This is a genomic window from Psychrobacter sp. UBA2514, from assembly GCF_002341255.1.
Taxonomy (GTDB): domain Bacteria; phylum Pseudomonadota; class Gammaproteobacteria; order Pseudomonadales; family Moraxellaceae; genus Psychrobacter; species Psychrobacter pacificensis.
This window is the reverse complement of sequence record NZ_DDNS01000052.1, coordinates 58,097-79,874: the sequence shown is the minus strand read 5'-3', so window position 1 is coordinate 79,874 and position 21,778 is coordinate 58,097. Positions and strand designations below refer to the sequence as shown.

Here is a 21,778-nt window from a genome sequence, read left to right as displayed (position 1 = left end):
ATAGTGAGCACCACTCGCAGCCGATGCGTGCCGAAACAGCGCTATTGGCCAGTGCCCACAATGCTACTGATACGCATAGCGCTGACCGTGATACTGCGAACAACTCCACACTGCAAACCCTGATCAGACGTATTCCTGTTATCGAGACGGATCTGTTACAGAACGCCTTTAACAAAGTGTGGTTGATGACCGTCGGGAGTTTCCCGTTCTGGGTTGTCTTAGGGTTGGTAGTACGCCCTAAGTTACCTGGCAGCGCGCAGGTATTTAACACGCTACTGGTCGCCTTGTTATCAGGGGTGGCCGCGACCAGTCTGTTTTTATATGCGCGTGAGCACGCGGTGACCTCAAGTGAGGTTGCGGGCGTTGACTCGACACAAGCCAGTGAAATCATTTTTGCTTTGATTGGTGGTATGATCCTGCTGGGAAACCCACTACCCTCAGCCTTAGGTCTGGTCGGTATTGTACTGATTATCATTGGCTTGATACTGTTTGCAAAAGATGGCTAAATGACGCTCTAACGATGCGCTGAGTTTTTTACATCAGCCAAAAATTCATTATTCAAAACAAAAACTCCATCATTTTGATGTTCAATATTTGGCAATATAACCATGGTTAATGATTTAATTTTTCCTGATATTCTATTATATTTATTGGACATGGTGGGTATCATCGCCTGCGCAATTGCAGGGACATTGCTCGCTCAGCACAAAGGCTTTGATATTGCTGGCTGCATCTTGGTTTCGATGGTCAATGCCATCGGCGGCGGTACGCTACGTGACATGGCACTAGATCGTCACCCACTATTTTGGATGACGGATCTCAACTATGTGATCGTCATTACCGTGACATCCCTTGTATTACAAATATTCTTTCATCTATATCACAAGATCGACAATGCGCTTAAGCTTTTCGATGCCATTGGTCTCGCGGCATTTAGCGTGATTGGCTTTAAGGTCGCATTGACCCAAGGCATGTCACCTCTTATTGCTATTATGATGGGCGTCTGGACAGCCATTATTGGTGGGATGCTCCGTGATATTATCTGTAATGAGATACCATTAGTATTGCAGCGTGAGATTTATATCACGGCCAGTATCGCAGGATCTGTGACATATTTATGCCTGCAGTATGTTGGTGTCAGCGCTGGCATCAATGAGTTTATTATGCTCTTTGTCATCTTTGCGGTACGCATGCTGGCGCTCAGATTCGACTGGCATTTGCCCTCTATCCGTTTGGTTGCTTAAATAGCTGATCAAAAATGCAATGCTTTTTGTACATAAAAGCTGACAATCATCAAAAATAGTGAGAATGGCTTATGTTGGCTATCGTATTAGATCCTGCTGTCCTAATCACGACTTTTGATCCGCGCTCTTTGATCTATTTTTTTGATATGATTGGGATTATCGCCTGTAGCGTTTCAGGGACGATACTAGCCAAGCATAAGAACTTTGATGTCTTTGGTTGCTTGCTGGTGTCTATTGTCACAGCCATCGGTGGCGGCACCGTACGCGATGTGATTTTGGATCGTCATCCGCTGTTTTGGATGGTAGATATGAGCTATCTGACGCTCATTACGATCTCTTCCCTAGCCATGCAGATATTTTTTCATCCAAATTCAAGACGCGTTTATAAGTTTCTTAAGCTCTCCGATACCATCGGTCTATCCGCCTTTACGCTCATCGGTATCAAGGTCGCTGACAGCATGGGTACCAATGTGCCAGTGGCACTGTTGTTGGGGGTGATTACCATCATCGTTGGTGGCATCATTCGCGATATGATTTGTAATGAGATTCCACTGGTATTGCAGCAAGAGATTTATATCACTGCGGCGTTAACTGGGGGTATTCTATATTTTGCTCTAAAGAACTTAGGCGTTACCGATTGGGTTGCTGATATCTCTGCGATGAGTACGATTTTTACCTTGCGTATGCTGGCTATTCGTTATGATTGGCAGTTCCCCACTCTTGAGTGGAAGTACTGATGTTAAGTCAAAAAGTAGCAAATAGTATCAGTACACTCAAACTTGACTGTACTGATAGCATTTAAGCCTTAACCCTGCTCTACCACAGCCAAGTCTTTTACCATCAGCTGTAAGCTTTGTTTGCCATTCCATTCATTGATATCTAGCTGAAATAGTAAATGCACTTTTTTGGCACGGTAATCCCAAGCATCATTGTCAAAGTTAAAACAGATTGCCTCGATTGGATATTGGACGTCTGGATAATGCAGCGATAGTTTAAGATGCTTGTCTTTTAATATCTTAAAACTCAATACCTCAAACACACCGTCAAATATCGGCGGTGCAAATCCATGACCCCAAATGCTAGCATCTGCTAAATGTTCAGCAAACCACAAGCTAAAATCTCCCGCTTGCAAAGGTCCATCAGTGAATTTCTGCTCTGCAAACACGTCATCATCCATTTGTGCCATAACTTCGTTAAACGCGGCGACAAATGGCTCAAAATTGCGACGCTTTAGGGTCAGACCTGCTGCCATCGCGTGACCACCAAAATGACTGATGAGATCAGGCTGACGCTCGGCGACTTGCTCAATCGCATCACGAATATGCACGCCAGCAATTGACCGTGCTGATCCCTTAATCGCATCGTCTTCACCAGTCTGCTCTGTATCTGCTGGCGCAAAAACAATACTAGGTAGGTAATGACTTTCTTTTAAACGTCCAGCGACAATACCAATCACGCCTTGATGCCAATCATCCTGATACAGAACGATACTTCGAGTGTCTGTATGGCTTGTCTTATGAGTAGTGGCGAATTGAGTATTAACTTCTTGAGTAATGAGGTCATCGCCACTGTCATTTGTATTTTCATCGACCTCAATATCAGTTTCAGTAGCCAATGTCTGTACGATACTATCTGCCTGCGCACGCATCTCGCCTTCTACATGACGGCGTGTACGGTTTAGTTGCTCAAGCTCTTGCGCCAAACGCTGGGCGGTGCTCCAGTCTTCGGTCAATAGGCACTCAATCCCGATACGCATATTATCCATACGTCCAGCCGCATTGATACGTGGCCCTAACACAAAGCCAAAATCCTGTGCGTGTAATTGCTTGGGGTCACGGCCTGCTTGCTCAAGTAACGCTAAAATACCCATACAACAGCGACCTTGACGAATAGCAGATAGCCCATGATGGACCAAGATACGATTGTTTTTATCGAGTACGCCGACATCTGCGATCGTACCAAGCGCTACCAAATCTAAATACTGACTAACCTGCACGGTAGACTTGCCAGCGTCGCGGCGCAGCTTTGCCAATCGTCCGAGCACATAAAACGCGACCCCTACCCCGACCAGTGCTTTACTGGTGAAATTGCAATCAAGCTGATTGGGATTGACGACGGCTTCAGCAGGTGGTGTTTCTTTGGTCGTGAGATGATGGTCAGTGATAATTACCGTAATACCATCCGCTTGGGCGCGCGCCACACCTTCATGACTGGAAATACCATTATCGACTGTCACGATCATGTCCGGCTGATAGGTTTCGATGCCCAATTCGACAATCTCTGGCGTTAGCCCATAACCATATTTAAAACGATCGGGCACCAAAAAATCGACGACTGCCCCCATCTTTGTGAGTGCGCGCATCATCAGCGCGGTACTGGTTGCGCCATCACAGTCAAAGTCACCAACGATCAGGATACGCTGACCGTCATCGATAGCGATGTCCAATAGACGCACGGCTTCAGTGATACCGTGCAGCATGTCAGCAGGCAACAGACCAGACAAACCAGTCTCCAGCTCATCAGGTGCAGTGATACCTCGGCCTGCATATAAGCGAGCAAGCGTCAATGATTGGGCGGCAAGTGGTTGCAACGCGGCGGGCAACTCGTCAATGCGAGTGCTGGTATTACGGGGGGTTAAATTCAGCATGAGCGTATTTTACTGCCTTTAAGGCAGGGTCACAACGACAATTTATAGTGTCTCTGTACACTAGCTAATATTGCATTTATTTACCAAAGATGTTGGCTTAAATGGTAATTTGGAAAAAGGATTTATTCAGTGAAAACGTATCGCATGTGGCTCTTCATTTACAAAAAGGATGCATAGTGACCGTAGTTTTCTGCATTTTGCTACAAAGCAATGATTGTATGGCGCCTATAAATTCATAGAATAGTAAACAACTGAGAGACTTGCTAATTATTGACGGTTACATCATCAATATTTTAACTATTTATAAGGATACTTTATGAAAACCACACCAGCTGCTGAAAAATTACCAAATACGATCGATCCTAGCTTAGATCTTGATAAAGTCAAAAAAGAATGCCTCGATATGGTAAAAAAACGCGCCAGAATATCTGCTGGTGTTGCCATTGTTCCTGTACCGTTCTTTGATGTGGCGGTTGATGCCGGCATGCTGACGCAATTGATTCCTGAGATTAGCGAACGTTTTGGTTTGATTGAAGACCGTCAGTCAGCAATCGATCTTCAGTCACGCGAAGTGCATTGGAGCGCTGTCAAAGATCGCACTGTAGATTTTGCAGGATTGATGGCAACACGTGGTATCGTTAAGAAAACCATTCAAGGTTTTGGTGGTCGTATTGCCGCCAAACAAGTCACCAAATTTGTCCCATTAGGCGGTCAACTGGTTGCTGCGACCATGGGTTATACGATTTTTAAGAAAATCGCTACTGACCATATCAACGAATGCTATAAGCTTGCCAAAGACATTCAGCAAAAAGAACATGGTAAAAATGTTTAATAAACATTAGGCAACGCTATATTTACAAAGCCAGCTATGAGATTTTTTAGCTGGCTTTTTTGTGAGTAAGCGCATTGTAGACTGTCTCAGGCGACGGGTTAATGATGTCATTACTATATTTTACTGATAATATACCACTTTAGAGATTATCAAATACCTTAAAGGATTCACTTATGAAAAAACTTCTGGCATCGACCGTTATGCTGGCTACTGTCGCGCTAGCAGGCTGCACCACGACGGGTGCTACAAATGACGGCACAGGCACAGCTATTGGTACCGCAAATGAGATTGGCATGAATGTCTTTAAAGCGGCGATCGACAACCAATGCCGTAGCCAAATTGAAAAACAAACCGCTTGGCGTGTTGCAAGTGTCGCCATGACGGAAGCGCAGCAAGAGTCTGTTAAAAGTAACGTTTGTGGTTGCGTGAGTGAGCAAGCCCCGCAGCAAGTGACCATCGTTGAATTGGGTAATGCCGCTATCGATTCTCAGTATCGCGCTCAACTGGTTACTAGAGTTGTCGCCAAATCGCTTCAAAGCTGCTATGCCAGTTTTGTCAAATAGATCACAATATTAATAAATAAAAAATGTCACAGAAAAAGGGGTACGCTACCAATAGCACACCCCTTTTTTTGACGCTTTATACTATCTACTTACGTTATCGCATTTGCCTAAAATTTGTTTGAATCAGCTGGGTTTTGGGATAGAGCAGCTGTAAAAGGCAATGTCTGGCTGCGCCGGAAATACTTAGAGGAGCCATCAATAATTTTATCCACCTCTTTTACTAATTCGGTAATAACATCATCATAAACACCATGATACAGCTCTTTTTCAAATGCGGTAAAAGGATGCTTGCGTGACGCTGAACCAACCTCGGTTACCCCTTCCTTGCTATAAAAAATATCTACACGCCCATCACTATTTAACACACAGTTTAGTTGACCACCTTCAAGCTCCATCTCTACCCGCTCAGGCATAAAAATATAATCGTCCACGTTGATAAGCTTTTTTTCTACTTCCCGCTTAAAAAACGACTTGATATCAAACATAAGTACTTCCCTAACTTTATAATTATAAAATACAAGAGCATGCCTACTTCTATTGCTGTAATAAAGCTTTTATGTATATGCTTAGTAGATCATGCTTTATGCGGCTATTCTATAAGATAGAGAGCGATTTTTTAAGGTGCGATATGTAAAACTGCGTTTGATGTTGGTAAAAATAAAGAGCTTGCCTCAAGTCTTATCATGACACTATTCTATTTATAGGGATTAAACCCAACCTTGTTCACGAAATGATTTGAGCACCTCAACGAATACTGCCATCTCATCAGGTCTGCCAAGCGTTATACGATTGAAACCTGTGATGGGCGCAAACTCGCGACCAACCGCAATACCATGCTCGTGCATTCTGTTGATATAGGTTTGTACGTCTCCCTTTATCTCATGAAATATAAAGCTGGCTTGTGAGGGTAGATATTGGTAAGCACCATAAACAATACGCCTAAATTGTGTCGATTCCAAAAACTCCGCTGCATATGGCAAACTACCGGACCCATCATGAGCCAATGCTTTGGAATGCTGTATGAATTATAAGATTGATACCGATATGGTAAGTGGCACTGGGTTCTATTTCAATCTTTGTCAGCGCCCTCCTATCGAATAGACCAAAAAAATGAGGTGCTCAGTGCGCACCCCATTTTTTATATTATTTAATACAGACAATCAGATCAAATGCGCTTTAAGCTCCAGCACTTTATCACGAGTCTTCGCCGCCTCTTCAAATTTCAAATCACGCGACATTTGCTGCATTTGCTTCTCAAGACGTTTGATTTCTTTGGCCAATAAATCAGGACTACGCAAGATATTGATATCGACATCAGGCAAATTGCTCTTGACTGGAATGGCCTGATTGTCATTGGCATCTAGGCTTTCGCCTGTATCAATCTTATCAGTGATGCTACGGCGCGCGCCTTTTGGCGTAATATGATGCTCAAGGTTAAAAGCAATCTGTTTGTCGCGGCGACGTTCTGTCTCATCTATCGCCTTTTGCATACTTGGAGTAATGCGATCTGCATAGAGAATGGCCTTGCCGTTCAAATGACGTGCTGCACGACCAATGGTCTGAATAAGTGAACGCTCAGAACGCAAAAACCCTTCTTTATCTGCGTCGAATATCGCCACCAATGAGACCTCAGGCATATCCAAACCTTCGCGCAGCAAGTTGATGCCGATCAACACATCATGCTCACCAGTACGTAGCTCATGAATGATCTCCATACGCTCTACCGTGTCGATATCTGAATGCAGATAGGCGACCTTGACACCATATTCTTTTAGATAGCTGGTCAAGTCCTCTGACATGCGCTTAGTCAGGGTGGTAATCAATACGCGCTCGTCTTTTTCACGTCGTTTGGTAATCTCAGACAGCACATCATCGACCTGTGTCAAGACCGGACGTATCTCGATCTCAGGATCAATCAGACCCGTTGGACGTACAACCTGCTCTACCACCTGCTCACTATGTTCAAGCTCATACAGCGCTGGCGTAGCACTAACGTAAATGGTTTTGGGCTTAATGCGCTCCCATTCTTCAAACTTCATCGGGCGGTTGTTCATCGCACTTGGTAGGCGAAAGCCATAGTTGACCAAGTTCTCTTTGCGTGATCTATCCCCTTTATACATTGCACCGATCTGAGAGACGGTCACGTGTGACTCGTCGATGAACAGCAGAGCATCTTCTGGAATGTAATCAAACAACGTCGGCGGCGCTTCCCCTGATGGACGACCAGAGAGATGCTGTGAGTAGTTTTCGATACCATTACAGTAGCCAAGCTGCTGAATCATCTCAAGATCATACTGGGTACGCTCTTTGAGACGCTGTGCTTCAATCAGCTTGTTGTTTTCGCGAAAATACTCCAAACGCGACTCAAGCTCAGCGCGTATGGTTTCACTGGCCGCTTCTAACTTATTGCGCGGCGTCACATAATGTGATTTTGGATAAATGGTAATACGCGGCACACTACGTACGGTCTTGCCCGTTAACGGATCAAACCACGTGATTTTCTCCACTTCATTGTCGAACAAATGCACACGTACCGCCAGTTGCTCAGACTCAGCAGGATAGATATCTAGCAGTTCACCACGCAAACGATAAGTACCACGGCCAAAATCTAACTCGTTACGGGTGTATTGCATTTCAACCAAACGCTTAATAGTTGCGGTACGGTCTATCTGATCACCAACCACCACATGCAATAGCATTTTTAAATAACTTTCTGGATCACCCAAGCCATAAATACACGATACCGATGCAACGATAATCGCATCACGACGCTCAAGTAGTGCACGAGTGGCAGACAAACGCATCTGATCAATGTGATCATTGATGGCGCTGTCCTTTTCGATAAAGGTATCGCTAGCAGCGACATAGGCCTCTGGCTGATAGTAGTCATAGTAACTGACAAAATACTCAACCGCATTGTTCGGGAAAAACGACTTAAACTCGCCATATAGCTGCGCGGCAAGGGTCTTATTATGCGCCATGATGATGGTTGGGCGCTGACATTCAGAGATGACCTTAGCCATGGTATAAGTTTTACCAGAGCCCGTCACACCTAGCAATAGCTGTTCATCCATACCAGAGTCAATACCTTTGACCAGCTTTTCGATGGCTTGCGGCTGATCGCCTGCTGGCTCAAAATCGGTGACCATCTCAAAGGCACGGCTGGATATTTTCGTCCCAGACGCATTGACACCACTGATTTCAGCTTCGCCTTGGAGCTGAACGGCCAATTGGTTTAACTGACGCGATGAGCGCGGTTCAGGCATTCTCATAGTAATTTTCTTCTTATTAAAGTTTATAACAATATGGAGTCTGAGCGGCGGTTTTTAAAGGCTTTTTAACGGATAATGACGAGTCTTATCTTATACATATTGCCATATCGCGCTACACAAAATATAAGTCTGTAAAGATACTATTTATCGATAAATAAACCTGCCGTTGTTATAAAAAACGCACACAGACTTTGATAAATTTACAAAGATTTTCATGGTTAACAAACCCGTTACACGACCACCTAACAAAGCCTAACACTGAGGGGTTCCAACATCGATTTAAGCTGCTATTATCGATCATGAATTAACAAGCAGGTGACTTATCAGCCGGTAGATAGAGATATTTCTGATATTTATTTTGGATTGATTGTCATCAGGTAAGAGTAAAAGACTAATAACAATACATTGAGATTTTCAGTCAATATAATAATTTTAAATAAATAACGGAGTAAAATATGAGAGAACGTTACGCAAGTGGAATTTCAGACGATACCGCAAAAAAAATGATTGATTTGCTAAACGCTAACTTAGCAAACGTTATTGATCTAACCCTAGATGGCAAACAGTGTCATTGGAACCTACAAGGTACTGGTTTCATCGGTGTGCATCAGTTGTTAGACGAAACGTCAGATCGTATCCTTGAAGTATCAGATACTATTGCTGAGCGTATTGTGATTTTGGGTGGTCAACCAAATGGTCTGGCAAGTCGTGTGGTAAAAGAGTCTATTCTAGATGACTACCCAACTGATATTACTGAAGTAGATCAACACGTACGCGAGCTAACTAACCGCTACAAAAAAGTAGCAGAGGCATTAAGAGAAGCCATTGCTACTGCTGGCGACGCCGGTGATGAAGATACCGCCGACCTATTCACTGAAGCTAGTCGCATCATTGATAAAGATGCTTGGTTCATCGGTGCGAATGCGCCAAAGAAATAAGTATCCGTGAATTAATGGGTATTTTAGACTCATAATTACGAATAAAAAAAGCCGTCATTATTGACGGCTTTTTTGTGCCTTACACTTTTTTGTGTCTTACACAATGAATGATGTATCGAATATTTAACAATCTACCTGCTGTCAATGAATGCGTCTACTGTATTTCCTTTTATTGACTTGCTTTATAGCTCAAATATCTTCTAATTTCAGAATATCAGCATTTGGTGCCGATAGTGTCAAAATTGCCTCTTGGAATACAGGGTTATCTCGGAACAAGTTTTCAATCTCCTCAAACTTTTGAGCGACATGTTCTTCTTTCTGATTGCCTGCGATATCCACTGCGGCGACCATAAAGATCTTTTTAGGACCAACCCACTCTAGGTGTAGATAGGACACACTATCGATATCTGGATGATTTAGCAGTTCGCTCAAGACGTATTCGTGCATACGGTCAGTGACTCTATACCCCACCAAAAAATCACGGTTACGGCTAATCAAAAATATCGCGACCACCCCCAGTAATAAGCCTACAATGATAGAACCAAGCGCATCCCAATAAGCCTCTCCAGTATAGGCATGCATGCCCATAGCGGCGGCGGCAACCACCAAGCCAATAACGGCAGCTAAATCCTCAAAAAACACACCGCGCAAAGTCGGATTGGAGGTATCCACCACATAGCCAAGCGCACTCACATCTAATGCTTCGCCGTGCTTTTTACTCTGTCTATAAGCCTGAACCAGCGAAAACCCCTCAAGCACCAAGGCGACTGCTAAAACGATAAAAGCAATCGTATAATTGGTCTCAGATTCAGTAGCGTTCCACTCCTTAATACCCGTATAAATAGAGACAATCGAGCCTGCCGTAAATACACCGAATGCAGCAATCATTGACCAGACATAGGATTCTTTGCCATAACCTAATGGATGGCTCTTATCAGCAGGTTTAACAGATTTTTTTTCGGCGACAATGAGCAACGTACCATTGCCCGCATCCGCCCATGAATGCGCCGCTTCAGCAATCATGGAAGCAGATCCTGTCAAAAAGGCAGCCACGGTTTTTGCAATCGCGATAATGACATTGGCCCCAACAGCAATCAACACCGTAATGAGCGAGCCTGAGTGCTCATCATTGGTTTCAGGACTCTGATTTAGGACATGCTTTAACTCGGAATCATTTGGGGTCTGCAGACTGCTAGCACCGCGTGCACGATGACTCGGCACTTTAGAAGAAGCTGACGAATGATGTTGGGGATTACCAACGGATGGCTTTAGACTCATACTAAACTCACTGGAATAACATGTTGATAGTGAATATATTCACCATGGACGAATGGCTTGAAATACCTATCAGCTTAAAGTAAGCGCTTTACAATATCAGTGTCTTTTTAGTGAGTCGTTGTAGCGTAAGGCCGTTATATCATCAACATCTGATAACCAGATCTAGTGACTCTATTTGGCAATATCTTCAGGCTCGCCAAAATTTTGATTCAAGCTTTCAATATCACAACTGGGACGATGTGCGCTTTCCATACGCAGTTTTTTTCGCTCTATCGCTGCATCTGCTCGGCATTGCTGTAATTTATTTTTGATGACAAGCGGAGGGACAGGAGTTGGCTTGCCATTATCATCGATAGCAACCATTGTAAAATAGCAGCTATTGGTATGGCGCACGGTACGAGCACGCACATCTTCTGCCTCAACACGAATGCCAATCTCCATTGAGGTATTTCCCACATGATTGACACTGGCTGCAAAGGTTACTAATTCGCCCACATAAATAGGCTCACGAAACATAACTTGGTCCACGGACAATGTCACGACATAGCTACCACTATAACGACTGGCACAAGCGTAAGCGACCTGATCGAGCATCTTTAGCAAATCACCGCCATGGACATTACCGATAAAATTTGCCATATCAGGCGTCATCAATATCGACATATATAGTTCATGATTCAGTGGGGCTTTTTTGGCAGTCGAGCTGGTATTGTATTGCGGCATAACGTTCCTTAAATGGTTTGACACTTATTTGTTGTGCCTACCATTTATACAGTAGGACACCAAATAGCGCAAACAGCCCTATGTCTCTAATCGGTCTAGGTTATGTAAATCAAAGCTATATAGGGCCAGCTTTTATGAATAAGGGCGATCTTGGTTAGCTCAACCAATGAAAACGATAAGCCAGCCAAGCGACAATCGCGCTGACTGACCCCGTTAAAACACCGCCCCATACAAAGTCAACGAGCGCTGTATCTAGCGTAAAGCCCTTATATAGTGCCAAGTTAGTAAAGTCATATGTACCGTAGGCCATTAGACCAATCAAACCACCAAGTAAGAAAATATGACCAACTGATGCACCTGCTTTGATTTGTGGATATAGAATCAATATGCAGAGTGCCAAGATATAAAACATATAAAAGATACCAGCTGCCATCATGTTAGGCTCATCCGCCAATAGATGACCGATGCGCGACTCATAAAAAGCCCCTTTCATGGTCGTCAGCCAAACAGCATCCACTCCTAGAAAGATAACCACCGCGGCAAGATAAATAAAAACGTAACCCATGATAATACCCCTTATAAAATGAATAAAAACGGATAAAACTTATAATGTCAGTCGTGGCTGAATAAAATCTAAAAATGCTAAAATACGCGATGATACGGCACTGTTTTTGTAATAGACCGCCTGTATGGATTCGCGATTGTTTGGTGTTACTATAGCCTCAGGCAACACCTCAACCAATCGTCCAGATTTCAAATCGTCACCAATCATAAAATTTGACAGTAAAGCGATACCTTGATGATTTAAACACAGCTGACGCAAAGTCTCGCCGCTACTGCCAGTCATATGAAAGTTCAGTTTCACTGGTGTTTTTAGTGGCCAGCTATTTAGCTTTGACGCATCGTTAAAGCCAATTAATTTATGAGTGCTTAAATCATTAATATGAGCTACTTCATTATGCTGATATAAATATTCAGGACTGACTACTAGCCGCAGCTGACTTTTACCCAATAGACGCGCATGCAAGTTTGAGTCTTTTAAATCGCCAATTCTGATAGCCAGATCCGTCTTATGCTCAAGCAAGTCGATGATATTGTCATGCGAGGTCAAATCAAGCGTAATATGCGGATACTGCTGCACAAACTCACCAACCAAAGGCGTCAGCTGATGCAATACAAACGGACTCGCAGCGTCAATTCGTAGATGCCCACTCGGCGCTTGTTTTAACAGCTTAATTGCCTCTTCACCGGTATATAACGTATTTAAACTCTCACGCGCATATCTAATAAAGACATGTCCTTCCTCCGTCAGCTCTAAGCGCCGTGTCGTTCTATTTAATAGCGTGCATTGCAGCGTATCTTCGAGTCTGGACACCGCACGAGACACTTTAGCGACTTGCTGATTCAGCAAGTTGGCAGCGCCAGTAAAACTGCCCGTATCCACTACGGTCAAAAATATCTCTATATCTTCTGTTTTAGCATGTCCCATCATCATGATGACCTTTACAAAATTAACAAAGGTATTTTGTCATTTGTGCTGTTTTTTGCAAACTATAAATCGGTCAAACTACGCGCATTATTTAATTATTAGGATGTCGTTATGCCACTCGCTTTATGGGCGCTTACTCTAAGCGCATTTGCAATTGGGACAACCGAATTTGTCATTGTTGGATTGGTACCAACTATTGCCACCGATTTGGGCGTGAGCTTGCCTTCAGCAGGGTTGCTCGTCAGCCTATATGCCGTTGGTGTCGCTATCGGTGCCCCTATCCTTACTGCACTCACTGGTCGCTGGAATCGTAAAATAGTACTGATGAGCCTAATGGGTCTGTTTGTCATCGGCAACTTGCTGGCTTGGCAAGCACCCAGTTATGAAACCTTAATACTTGCCCGTATCTTGACTGGTCTGGCACATGGTGTGTTTTTCTCTATTGGTTCCATGATAGCTACTAGCCTTGTCAGTAAAGAAAAAGAAGCCAGTGCAATTGCCATTATGTTTGCCGGACTCACTGTGGCGCTCGTCACTGGCGTCCCCCTTGGTACATGGATTGGACAGCATTTCGGTTGGCGCGCTACGTTTTTGGTCGTCTCAGCACTGGGTTTAATCGCTTTAATTGGTAGCGCGATATTAGTACCAAAAAACCTAAAAAAATCTATCCCTGCAACCTTCAAAGAGCAATTACAAGTCATTGTAAAACCGCAATTACTACTGGTCTATTTAATGACTATTCTCGGCTATGGCGGTACGTTTACGGCATTTACCTACCTAGCACCTATCTTAGAACAACAAACCAAATTTGCGCCATCAGCCATCGGTATTATCATGCTCGTATATGGCGTGTCCGTTGCTATCGGTAATATCTGGGGCGGCAAACTTGCAGATAAACGTGGCCCTATTAGTGCGCTTAGCATTATATTTAGCGCCTTAAGCATTATTCTTTTATTATTCACCTTTACTATGCAATCCAAGATCGCTGCTGTACTCACTATTTTGGTATGGGGTGCGTTTGCCTTTGGTAATGTACCGGGCCTACAAATCTACGTGGTCAAACAAGCTGAAAAATATACACCGAACGCTGTCGATGTCGCTTCTGGATTGAACATTGCTGCATTTAATATCGGTATTGCACTGGGCTCAGTCATCGGTGGTAGCGTGGTTGAAAATATGTCACTGCAAGATACAGCTTGGATCGGTGCTGTTATCTCTTTAATGGCATTAGCGGTAACACGCTATTCAGGTCTACTTGATAAGCGTGCCCTGCAAACATCATAGAACCTTTCAATGTAAAACTTTTCAATATACAACCTCTCAACATAAGGGTCTCAAACTGTCTATACAGTATGAGACCATATAAGTGTTATGAAAAAGCCGTATCTATATCACTTAACTTATACTGTCGCTGTGTTTGCCATATCTGCGTCATTAAAGGCCGTCTCATCGTTCGAAACCGTTTCGTTTTTTAAGACCGCACTTGGTAAATCGGAAAAATGCAGCGTGTCAATATTGTTAGGCTTCACCGCAGTGACTTGAACCACACCGATGGTACGCTCCAAGAATCCCCCTTCGCAGTAACAGAAATAAAACGCCCATAGGCGGATAAAGGCATCGTCATAGCCAAGCGCCTGAATCTCTGCACGCTGTGCCATAAATGCAGCACGCCAATCACGCAGCGTGTATGCATAATCAAAGCCATAATCATGTAGTTGCTTGATGACCATGTCCGTCTGCTCAGTAAACTGTGTCGTCAGCTCTTGATTGGATAGCAGACAGCCCCCTGGAAAAATATGCGTTTGGATAAAATCGACCGAATCGATATAGTCTTGATAATTCTGATCATTAAAAGTGATGGCCTGCAATACCATAAGACCTGTCGGTTTGAGCAAGCTATTACATTTAGCAAAGAACGTCGGTAAGTACTCATGTCCCACCGCCTCAATCATCTCGATACTGACTAGCTTGTCATATTGACCTGTCAACTCGCGGTAATCTTGTTTGAGTAGCGTGATCTTATCAGACAATCCTGCCGCTTCGACTCGTCGCTTCGCTTCATCATACTGGGCATCAGAGATAGTCGTGGTGGTCACATGGCAGCCATAATGAGTAGCTGCATAAATCGCAAAACCACCCCAGCCTGTACCAATCTCAATGACACTATCATCAGCACTCAGCTGTAAACGTTGGCATATGAGCGACAGTTTGTGCTGCTGAGCATCGCTAAGCGTCACGTCAGGCGTAGGATAGACTGCCGATGAGTACATCATCGTATCATCCAAAAAACGCTGATACATATCATTGCCCAAGTCATAATGCGCTAGGATATTGGATTTAGAACCAGATTTGTCATTACTACGTAGCTGATGCTTTGCTTTCTCAAATGCTTTACTAACGCCCGCAAAACGATTTTCTAATTTATTAAGCACTTCCAAGTTACGCGCCGCCAAACGGATCAGGCCCGTCAAATCATCCGTGTCCCATTCGCCATCGATATACCTGTCTGCCAAAGCGATAGAGCCACCAAGCAGCAGTTGACGATAAACCGCACTATCATGAATCTCTAACGTGACGTTTAGAGAATGTCGACCTACTGCTGAACTACTTGCTACCTGAGGAGTGACTTTGCCAAAGCTAGTTGTCTTTGCTGTTTGCTCACCAAAGGTCTCAATCAAAGTAAGACTACCAAACTGGATGTGCTGTAATGCGTGAAATATAAGCTTTCTGGCTAAATGATTCACCCCATCGCTGACGGGTTGTAGTACGGCACTTTCGTTAACCACTTTACTCATGCGAGCGGTTAATTTCTCTAATTTTGTCACTGGTGCTCGGTCGGTCGGTCGTACTGACATCGTATGGTTGTCCTTGTCTAAGTTCTTTTATTTTGAAATTGACTATATAAAATGTGTTGCTGATTTTTGGATTTCTAGATTATCAATCGTTTAAAGTTTCGCTTTTTAAAGAGGTAGATGTTTTCTGATTACTGTCAGCTAGCTTTTCATCATAATTGATATAAGGCACCTTTTTGATCGCATAGAGTTTAAAGGCTTGCCCATAAATACGCGCTAACGAGGTCATGTTCATCAGTGGGTTTTTTCGTAAGCTATTGCGAACGGTGGTTTCTGTCAGCGGCACCCCTGATATCTTTATACCCGTTTTTAGGACCTCCCCACGCTCATCACTGATATCAATAGCGATACGAACTTGCAAGCCTGTGCTTGACTGCTTATCAACCGTATGTTGTTGTGTACGTTTTACCGTCACCTGCCAGCGGTATAGCTGATCGATAGGATTAAAAGGTGACACATGAAAGTCCTTGTCATGACAAAACTCAGTCTCCTCTCCTTCTAACAAAAACCCATAGTAATGACGCTTGTCCCATGGTGTATTGGATACTTCAGCCAATAAGTGCGTCGGCGTCTGCTGCTCATTAAACCCTAGGTAAAAATTGACTGGGCTAAAATACATACCTGCATTACGGCATACGAGTAATCCCAACATATCTCCTGTAGGACTGCTACCTGCATGTTTGATAAATGCTTGGCTCAGACGCTGCTCTAGTGCTTGATTAGACGGTAGGTCATTATCAATATCTTCGTTGCTATTTATGCTCTCATTGTCACTTATGCTCTCATTGTCACTTATGCTCTCATTGTCATTTAGGCTTTCATTGTCATTTAGGCTTTCATTACTACTTAGGCTATTGAAACCCTCTAGATAATCATTAGGGCAAAATTGTTGTAGCGCCTTTGTCTTAGCTGAAAATAAAGGCAATCCCTTTGCCAGTAACTTCTTTGGTAATATCTTGCTCAGGTGTGACTCGCCTAAAACCTTATGCTCACCAAAAGCTGCCGTGTTTACTTCTGGCAGTGCCTGTCCTGCCGCCAATGCACTGATATTGATGCCCCAATAGCGATACGGATAAACAAAATTATTCACATTAGGTAGCAACCGACTATGCCATGTCGTGCCCTCAAGCAATTGATGCGCTAATGCAGTAGTATCACAAGCTAGCTCATGACGTAACATATCATTAGTAGGTTTGGTGGACACGGTCATAGACACTCTCTTCGGTAAAGGCACATGATGATAGAACAATTTGCAATATTGCTCGCAAAGCTATTTGGCTTTACGGCGAGCAAATAAACCACGTTTTTTATTTTGGTTATTATCATCAGCCGCACTCTGTAAGCGCTCAGCATACTCAACCAACTTCTGATTGGTGGTCGCAGTGTTAATCTGACGCTTATCAAGTTTGCGTGCCTTTGTGTCAGCTTTTACTGGCAAGTCCTTATAACGAAAAGGCATATGTACGCTATCCGCAGCAGGCAAATGCGCTGGATCAACCTCGTCTTTTATATCGATATCATGGCCGAGCGCCTGACACACACGTAGACCGCTGCGTACGCCATCTTCATGAAAGCCATTAAACCAATATGCCCCGCAAAAATGCGTATGCAACCCTGTGCCAGAGATACTTGACCATTTGGTTTGCGCCTCAATCATCTTTAGATCGAACACTGGATGGCTATAATCAATGCTTTTGACGATTTGCTGATCATCTATCTCATGATTCAATGTGACCAAATAATTATGCTTCTTGGTCAGACGTTGCAAGATATTCATATGATACGTTAGCACGGGTTTTGCAGGTGCTTGTGTATTTACGCTAGCTTGATTCTTGTCTGTCACATTGTCTGAAGTCTTTCTATCAATAAGGTAGTTCCAGCTTGCCCATGCCAGTGGCTTCTTGGGCAAGACGCTCGTATCGGTATGCAATATCACCGTGTTTTTGGTGAAGCGGAAGTGACTCAGCACCTCAGTTTCAGTGGTACTGGCATCTGTTAGAATTTTCAGTGCGGTGTCTGCATGACAGGCAAAAACAACCTCATCAAATACAAGGTTCTCGCTGTTGTTGGCATCACCTTTGTTCTGAACCGTCAACAGCACTTGCTCACCATCACGTGTCACAGACTGTACTGGACTATTGACTCGCACTTTGCCACCTGCTTTGATAAAGCGTGGAATCAACTTATTAACGTATTGTTTTGAGCCGCCTTTGACCGTGAACCACTGCGGACGATTGACCACATCGAGCAAGCCATGATTGTCAAAAAATTGCGCAAAAAACACCAGTGGGAAATCTTGCACTTCATCCAGACTGGTTGACCAAATGGCTGAGACCATTGGCAGCAGATAGTTATCAGTAAATAGCTGACCATAGTTTTTTTGAGCCAAGTAATTACCTAGCGTCTGCTCAGTAAATCCGCTAATGTCTTGCCCCGCAGCACGCGCACTATCATACTCTTGACGGAGCTGCTTGATGTGCTTATTAAACTGCAAGATATCTTTGATAAACTGCCAGAACTTCGGATTGAGTACGTTTTTGCGCTGCGATAATAAGGTGTTGAGCGTATGCCCATTGTATTCAAAACGACGTGCGGTATTTTTGACCGAAAAGCTCATATCCGTCGCCTGAAATGGCACTTGCAGATCGTGGAGCAAACGGAAGAAATTGGGATAAGTACGCTCATTAAAAACAATAAAACCGGTGTCTATGGCGCTGCTCTCTACGTTACTAGTCTTTGCTTTTTTGCCGTCCTGTAGTGCCACATCAATGGTATTTACATGCCCGCCGATATAATCATTGGCCTCAAAAACGGTCACCTCATGTTGCGCGCCTAGGTAATGCGCACAGGTCAGCCCTGACACACCGGAGCCAATAATGGCGATACGTTTTTGTGCTCTCTGATGGTCAGCATTTTTGGCATGATTGCTCTTATCAGTATTTTGATTGTCAGTTTTTTGGCTAATTGCACGCTTGAAACGAATAAACGGCATAAAAGCATTCCCTTCTATATTTTTGCTGTTTTTATAGTGGATAATAGGTTTGTTAATAATGATGAATTACTTTTTATTGAGCTTTTCACTGACTTGCTGCCAGACCAAGTCAGGTAGTGTGCCCAATGCTTTTAGTGGCATCGTTAGTTTTTTGGGAAACTCAATAACCTCATGACCGCTTTCTATGCCATCACGGATGGCTTGACTGGCCTGCTCTGGCGTCTGGATAAACGGCATAGGGAAATCATTTTGCTCAGTCATCGGCGTTTCAACAAAACCCGGTACGACCAAGCTCACCGATACATCGTGTGGTGCGAGGCTAATCTGTAATGTTTTCATCAGATAATGGATAGCAGCTTTTGAGCTACCATAAGCTTCAGCACGCGCAAACGGCACATAAGCAGACGCTGAACCGATACCGACTAGGCGACCTTTAGACGCAATGAGCTTTGGCAATACGCCTTCGATGGCATGAGACAACGTGCCCATATTGACTGACATCACTTTCATAAATACTTCGCTATCGAAGTTTGGCATATCTAAATACTCACACATGCCAGCACCGCAAATCGCCAAATCAATGGTGTCGACTTTTTCAAACGCTGCAATGACTTTGTCACGATCCATGAGATCCAAATCAATCGTCTCTGCGCCGAGCGATTTTAGCTCAGCCAGCGCCTCGTCATCACGGCCGACAGCATACACGGTATGGCCCTCTAGCAGATAATCCTTGGTCAATTGATTGCCAATACCGGAGGTCGCACCAGTAATAAGAATGTGTTGTTTTTCAGCAGAATCTGTCATCGTGAATATCCTTTTTAAATGTTCTTATAATATGAAAAGCGTATCGCTCAACAAAGAGCTGAATAGAGCTGTCTTTAAATTCGGATGCAAGCTTTCATCTGAGCGTATTTGTGCTCTGTTATATGGCTTGTTTTTATTAACCTATACGCCATCTTATTTAACAAACCTAAATAATTATAGTGGTCGGCTATAGGTTTATTGTTGTGTCTTCGCAATTGCCACAACAAAAGCATCTTAACTTTGCTGTGGTCTTCATATTTATACAGTGAGTCATGCTAAAAGACAGTCCGCAATGTTTTGTTATCGGGGTAATAAGACAGCGCTATATCAGCATGCTACAATATTAAAATAGCCGCGCAGACATGGATGAGCGTCTCATTTATGATCGAATTGTGGCTATCTTCACGACAAGATGAGGTGATTGTCTAAACTGCCCGATATCTTGTCCTGATAGTGATAAAAGCGTTATATAATTAATATCGATTTTTACCAATCCCACTTCCATATAAAAAAGGATCTCTCATGAGCGAGTTGCAACTGTCTGACCGCGTCAATAGCATCAAACCCTCTCCTACGCTAGCGATTACCAATAAAGCAAAAGAACTAAAAGCAGCTGGCAAAGACATTATCGGTTTGGGTGCAGGCGAGCCTGATTTTGATACCCCTGACCACATCAAAAAAGCAGCAATCGATGCCATCAATAATGGCTTCACCAAATATACTGCTGTTGATGGTACGCCAGAGCTAAAAACCGCCATCATAGAGAAATTCAAGCGTGACAATGACATCAGCTACGAGCCAAACGAAATCCTAGTATCGGTCGGTGGTAAGCAGTCATTCTTTAACCTTGCCCAAGCGTTTATCAATCCTGGCGACGAAGTCATCATCCCAGCACCATACTGGGTGAGCTATCCTGATATGGTTATCATCGCAGAAGGCGTACCAGTCATCGTAAAATGCCCCGCTGAGCAAGATTTCAAAATCACCGCTGAGCAGCTAGAAGACGCCATCACTGAAAAAACCAAACTGTTGGTATTGAACAGCCCTTCTAACCCGACTGGTATGATTTATACCTTGGATGAGCTAAAAGCCATCGCTGAAGTATTGAAAAAGCATCCACACGTGTATGTGGCATCAGACGACATGTACGAGCACATCCGCTGGACGGGTGATAAGTTCTACAATATCCTCAATGCCGCGCCTGAGCTAAAAGACCGTGCCATTATCCTAAACGGTGTGTCTAAAGCCTATGCGATGACAGGCTGGCGTATTGGCTATGCTGGTGGCCCTGCCAAACTCATCGGCGCGATGAAAAAAGTACAGTCACAGTCTACTTCATGCCCAACCTCCATCAGCCAAGTGGCTGCAGAAGCAGCCATCAGTGGCGATCAGAGCGTACTTGAGCCAATGGTAGCGGCATTTGAGAAGCGCTGCGACCTAGTCGTTAATGGTCTAAACGCCATCAAAGGGATCACTTGCTTGCGCCCTGACGGTGCGTTCTACGTGTATCCTGAAATCAAGCCACTCATCAAAGCCGCTGGCCTATCATCATGTACTGAGTTTTCAGCATGGTTACTAGAAAAAGTCGGTGTCGCGGTCGTACCTGGTGATGCTTTCGGTCTTGGTGGCTATATGCGTATCTCTTACGCGACTGATGAAGCCACATTGCAAGATGCCTTGTCACGTATCGAAAAAGCCATTGCTGACTTGGACGTTGCCGAATAAGTCACAAAGCATCGTTAGCCTTACAAGTGCTTTAACAAAAAAGACGCCGCGTCGTTTCTATGCGGCGTCTTTTTTATGGTTGTTTTTGCTATTTATCCGTAAAAGCCCTCTCCCTCATCATTAAAGTGATATTTTTTACGAGTTATGAAAAAAAACGCTTGACGTATTTTTTATCTTTGCTAGAATACGCCCCACTTAGCAAGAACTCGTTAGAGACTTCTAAGGCTCGTTGTAAGCGATTAGTTACTTACAACCTATTCTCCAATAGCTCAGTTGGTAGAGCAACGGACTGTTAATCCGTGTGTCCCTGGTTCGAGCCCAGGTTGGAGAGCCACATTTTAGTAGTAAACCTTTTGAGTCACTATAGATTCAATTATGGCATTTGCCAAAACCCCCATCAGTTTGATGGGGGTTTTTTT

The 21,778-nt window shown here is 43.8% G+C and carries 20 protein-coding genes and 1 tRNA gene; 9 read left to right on the top strand and 12 right to left on the bottom strand.

Translation table 11 applies throughout. The annotated features are described in order from the left end of the window. The 3 genes from B3V51_RS12720 to B3V51_RS12710 all read left to right on the top strand — a co-directional run. The coding region (locus B3V51_RS12720; RefSeq protein ID WP_286708536.1) for a multidrug resistance efflux transporter family protein at positions 1–506 on the top strand (506 nt) is incomplete at its 5' end. Between the two features lie 102 nt (positions 507–608). Then, on the top strand, positions 609–1,244 hold the full coding sequence (locus tag B3V51_RS12715; protein ID WP_286708535.1) for a trimeric intracellular cation channel family protein: 636 nt from the start codon (positions 609–611) through the stop codon (positions 1,242–1,244). Between the two features lie 71 nt (positions 1,245–1,315). Next, entirely contained in the window at positions 1,316–1,981 is a 666-nt protein-coding gene (locus B3V51_RS12710) for a trimeric intracellular cation channel family protein (protein WP_286708534.1), read from the top strand. 68 nt (positions 1,982–2,049) lie between these two features. On the opposite strand, the gene recJ is transcribed toward B3V51_RS12710, so the two are convergent. Next, complete coding sequence (recJ, locus tag B3V51_RS12705; protein ID WP_286708533.1) at positions 2,050–3,891, bottom strand: single-stranded-DNA-specific exonuclease RecJ; 1,842 nt, start codon at positions 3,889–3,891, stop codon at positions 2,050–2,052. Between the two features lie 316 nt (positions 3,892–4,207). Between recJ and B3V51_RS12700 the strand changes: the two genes are divergently transcribed. Then, on the top strand, positions 4,208–4,723 hold the full coding sequence (locus B3V51_RS12700; protein ID WP_071001934.1) for a hypothetical protein: 516 nt from the start codon (positions 4,208–4,210) through the stop codon (positions 4,721–4,723). A gap of 173 nt (positions 4,724–4,896) precedes the next feature. Then, positions 4,897–5,286, top strand: coding sequence for a hypothetical protein (locus B3V51_RS12695; RefSeq protein WP_071001935.1), 390 nt, complete (start codon positions 4,897–4,899; stop codon positions 5,284–5,286). 107 nt (positions 5,287–5,393) lie between these two features. Here B3V51_RS12695 and B3V51_RS12690 read toward each other — a convergent pair whose 3' ends face one another. The 3 genes from B3V51_RS12690 to uvrB all read right to left on the bottom strand — a co-directional run bounded on the left by B3V51_RS12690 (position 5,394) and on the right by uvrB (position 8,558). Further along, a complete protein-coding gene (locus B3V51_RS12690) occupies positions 5,394–5,771 on the bottom strand; it encodes a hypothetical protein (RefSeq protein WP_071001936.1) in 378 nt (125 codons plus the stop codon). Between the two features lie 222 nt (positions 5,772–5,993). Continuing rightward, positions 5,994–6,266: a hypothetical protein gene (locus tag B3V51_RS12685; protein ID WP_223333007.1), complete on the bottom strand. Its 273-nt coding sequence runs from the start codon at positions 6,264–6,266 to the stop codon at positions 5,994–5,996. Between the two features lie 180 nt (positions 6,267–6,446). Beyond that, the gene (gene uvrB / locus B3V51_RS12680) at positions 6,447–8,558 is read right to left on the bottom strand and encodes an excinuclease ABC subunit UvrB (protein WP_286708532.1); all 2,112 of its coding nucleotides are present in this window, start codon (positions 8,556–8,558) and stop codon (positions 6,447–6,449) included. Between the two features lie 455 nt (positions 8,559–9,013). Between uvrB and dps the strand changes: the two genes are divergently transcribed. Further along, a complete protein-coding gene (dps, locus tag B3V51_RS12675) occupies positions 9,014–9,496 on the top strand; it encodes a DNA starvation/stationary phase protection protein Dps (RefSeq protein WP_058025104.1) in 483 nt (160 codons plus the stop codon). A 189-nt stretch (positions 9,497–9,685) separates the two neighbouring features. Here dps and B3V51_RS12670 read toward each other — a convergent pair whose 3' ends face one another. From B3V51_RS12670 to B3V51_RS12655, 4 genes are all read right to left on the bottom strand, one after another. After that, positions 9,686–10,774 carry a cation diffusion facilitator family transporter gene (locus B3V51_RS12670; RefSeq protein ID WP_286708531.1) on the bottom strand — a complete coding sequence of 363 codons (1,089 nt, stop codon included), beginning with the start codon at positions 10,772–10,774 and terminating at the stop codon, positions 9,686–9,688. A 171-nt stretch (positions 10,775–10,945) separates the two neighbouring features. Continuing rightward, positions 10,946–11,497: an acyl-CoA thioesterase gene (locus B3V51_RS12665; RefSeq protein ID WP_071001939.1), complete on the bottom strand. Its 552-nt coding sequence runs from the start codon at positions 11,495–11,497 to the stop codon at positions 10,946–10,948. A 154-nt stretch (positions 11,498–11,651) separates the two neighbouring features. Beyond that, a complete protein-coding gene (locus B3V51_RS12660) occupies positions 11,652–12,062 on the bottom strand; it encodes a DUF2177 family protein (protein WP_071001940.1) in 411 nt (136 codons plus the stop codon). Between the two features lie 39 nt (positions 12,063–12,101). Continuing rightward, complete coding sequence (locus tag B3V51_RS12655; RefSeq protein ID WP_228724559.1) at positions 12,102–12,992, bottom strand: LysR family transcriptional regulator; 891 nt, start codon at positions 12,990–12,992, stop codon at positions 12,102–12,104. Between the two features lie 105 nt (positions 12,993–13,097). Here B3V51_RS12655 and B3V51_RS12650 point away from each other — a divergent pair, with 105 nt between their 5' ends. Next, the gene (locus B3V51_RS12650) at positions 13,098–14,270 is read left to right on the top strand and encodes an MFS transporter (protein WP_071001942.1); all 1,173 of its coding nucleotides are present in this window, start codon (positions 13,098–13,100) and stop codon (positions 14,268–14,270) included. Between the two features lie 116 nt (positions 14,271–14,386). Here the strand turns inward: B3V51_RS12650 and B3V51_RS12645 are convergent, their stop codons facing one another. The 4 genes from B3V51_RS12645 to B3V51_RS12630 form a co-directional block, all read right to left on the bottom strand. After that, positions 14,387–15,841, bottom strand: coding sequence for an SAM-dependent methyltransferase (locus B3V51_RS12645; RefSeq protein ID WP_286708530.1), 1,455 nt, complete (start codon positions 15,839–15,841; stop codon positions 14,387–14,389). 82 nt (positions 15,842–15,923) lie between these two features. Beyond that, positions 15,924–17,048 carry a DUF1365 domain-containing protein gene (locus B3V51_RS12640; RefSeq protein WP_286708529.1) on the bottom strand — a complete coding sequence of 375 codons (1,125 nt, stop codon included), beginning with the start codon at positions 17,046–17,048 and terminating at the stop codon, positions 15,924–15,926. Positions 17,049–17,108: 60 nt separating this feature from the next. Further along, positions 17,109–18,830 carry an NAD(P)/FAD-dependent oxidoreductase gene (locus B3V51_RS12635; RefSeq protein WP_286708528.1) on the bottom strand — a complete coding sequence of 574 codons (1,722 nt, stop codon included), beginning with the start codon at positions 18,828–18,830 and terminating at the stop codon, positions 17,109–17,111. A gap of 66 nt (positions 18,831–18,896) precedes the next feature. Beyond that, entirely contained in the window at positions 18,897–19,634 is a 738-nt protein-coding gene (locus tag B3V51_RS12630; RefSeq protein WP_286708527.1) for an SDR family NAD(P)-dependent oxidoreductase, read from the bottom strand. Between the two features lie 522 nt (positions 19,635–20,156). On the opposite strand from B3V51_RS12630, the gene B3V51_RS12625 reads away from it, so the two are divergent. Together B3V51_RS12625 and B3V51_RS12620 are read left to right on the top strand one after the other, a co-directional pair. Further along, on the top strand, positions 20,157–21,359 hold the full coding sequence (locus B3V51_RS12625) for a pyridoxal phosphate-dependent aminotransferase (protein WP_071001946.1): 1,203 nt from the start codon (positions 20,157–20,159) through the stop codon (positions 21,357–21,359). 258 nt (positions 21,360–21,617) lie between these two features. After that, positions 21,618–21,693: transfer RNA gene (locus B3V51_RS12620), tRNA-Asn, on the top strand. Positions 21,694–21,778 lie beyond the last annotated feature (85 nt).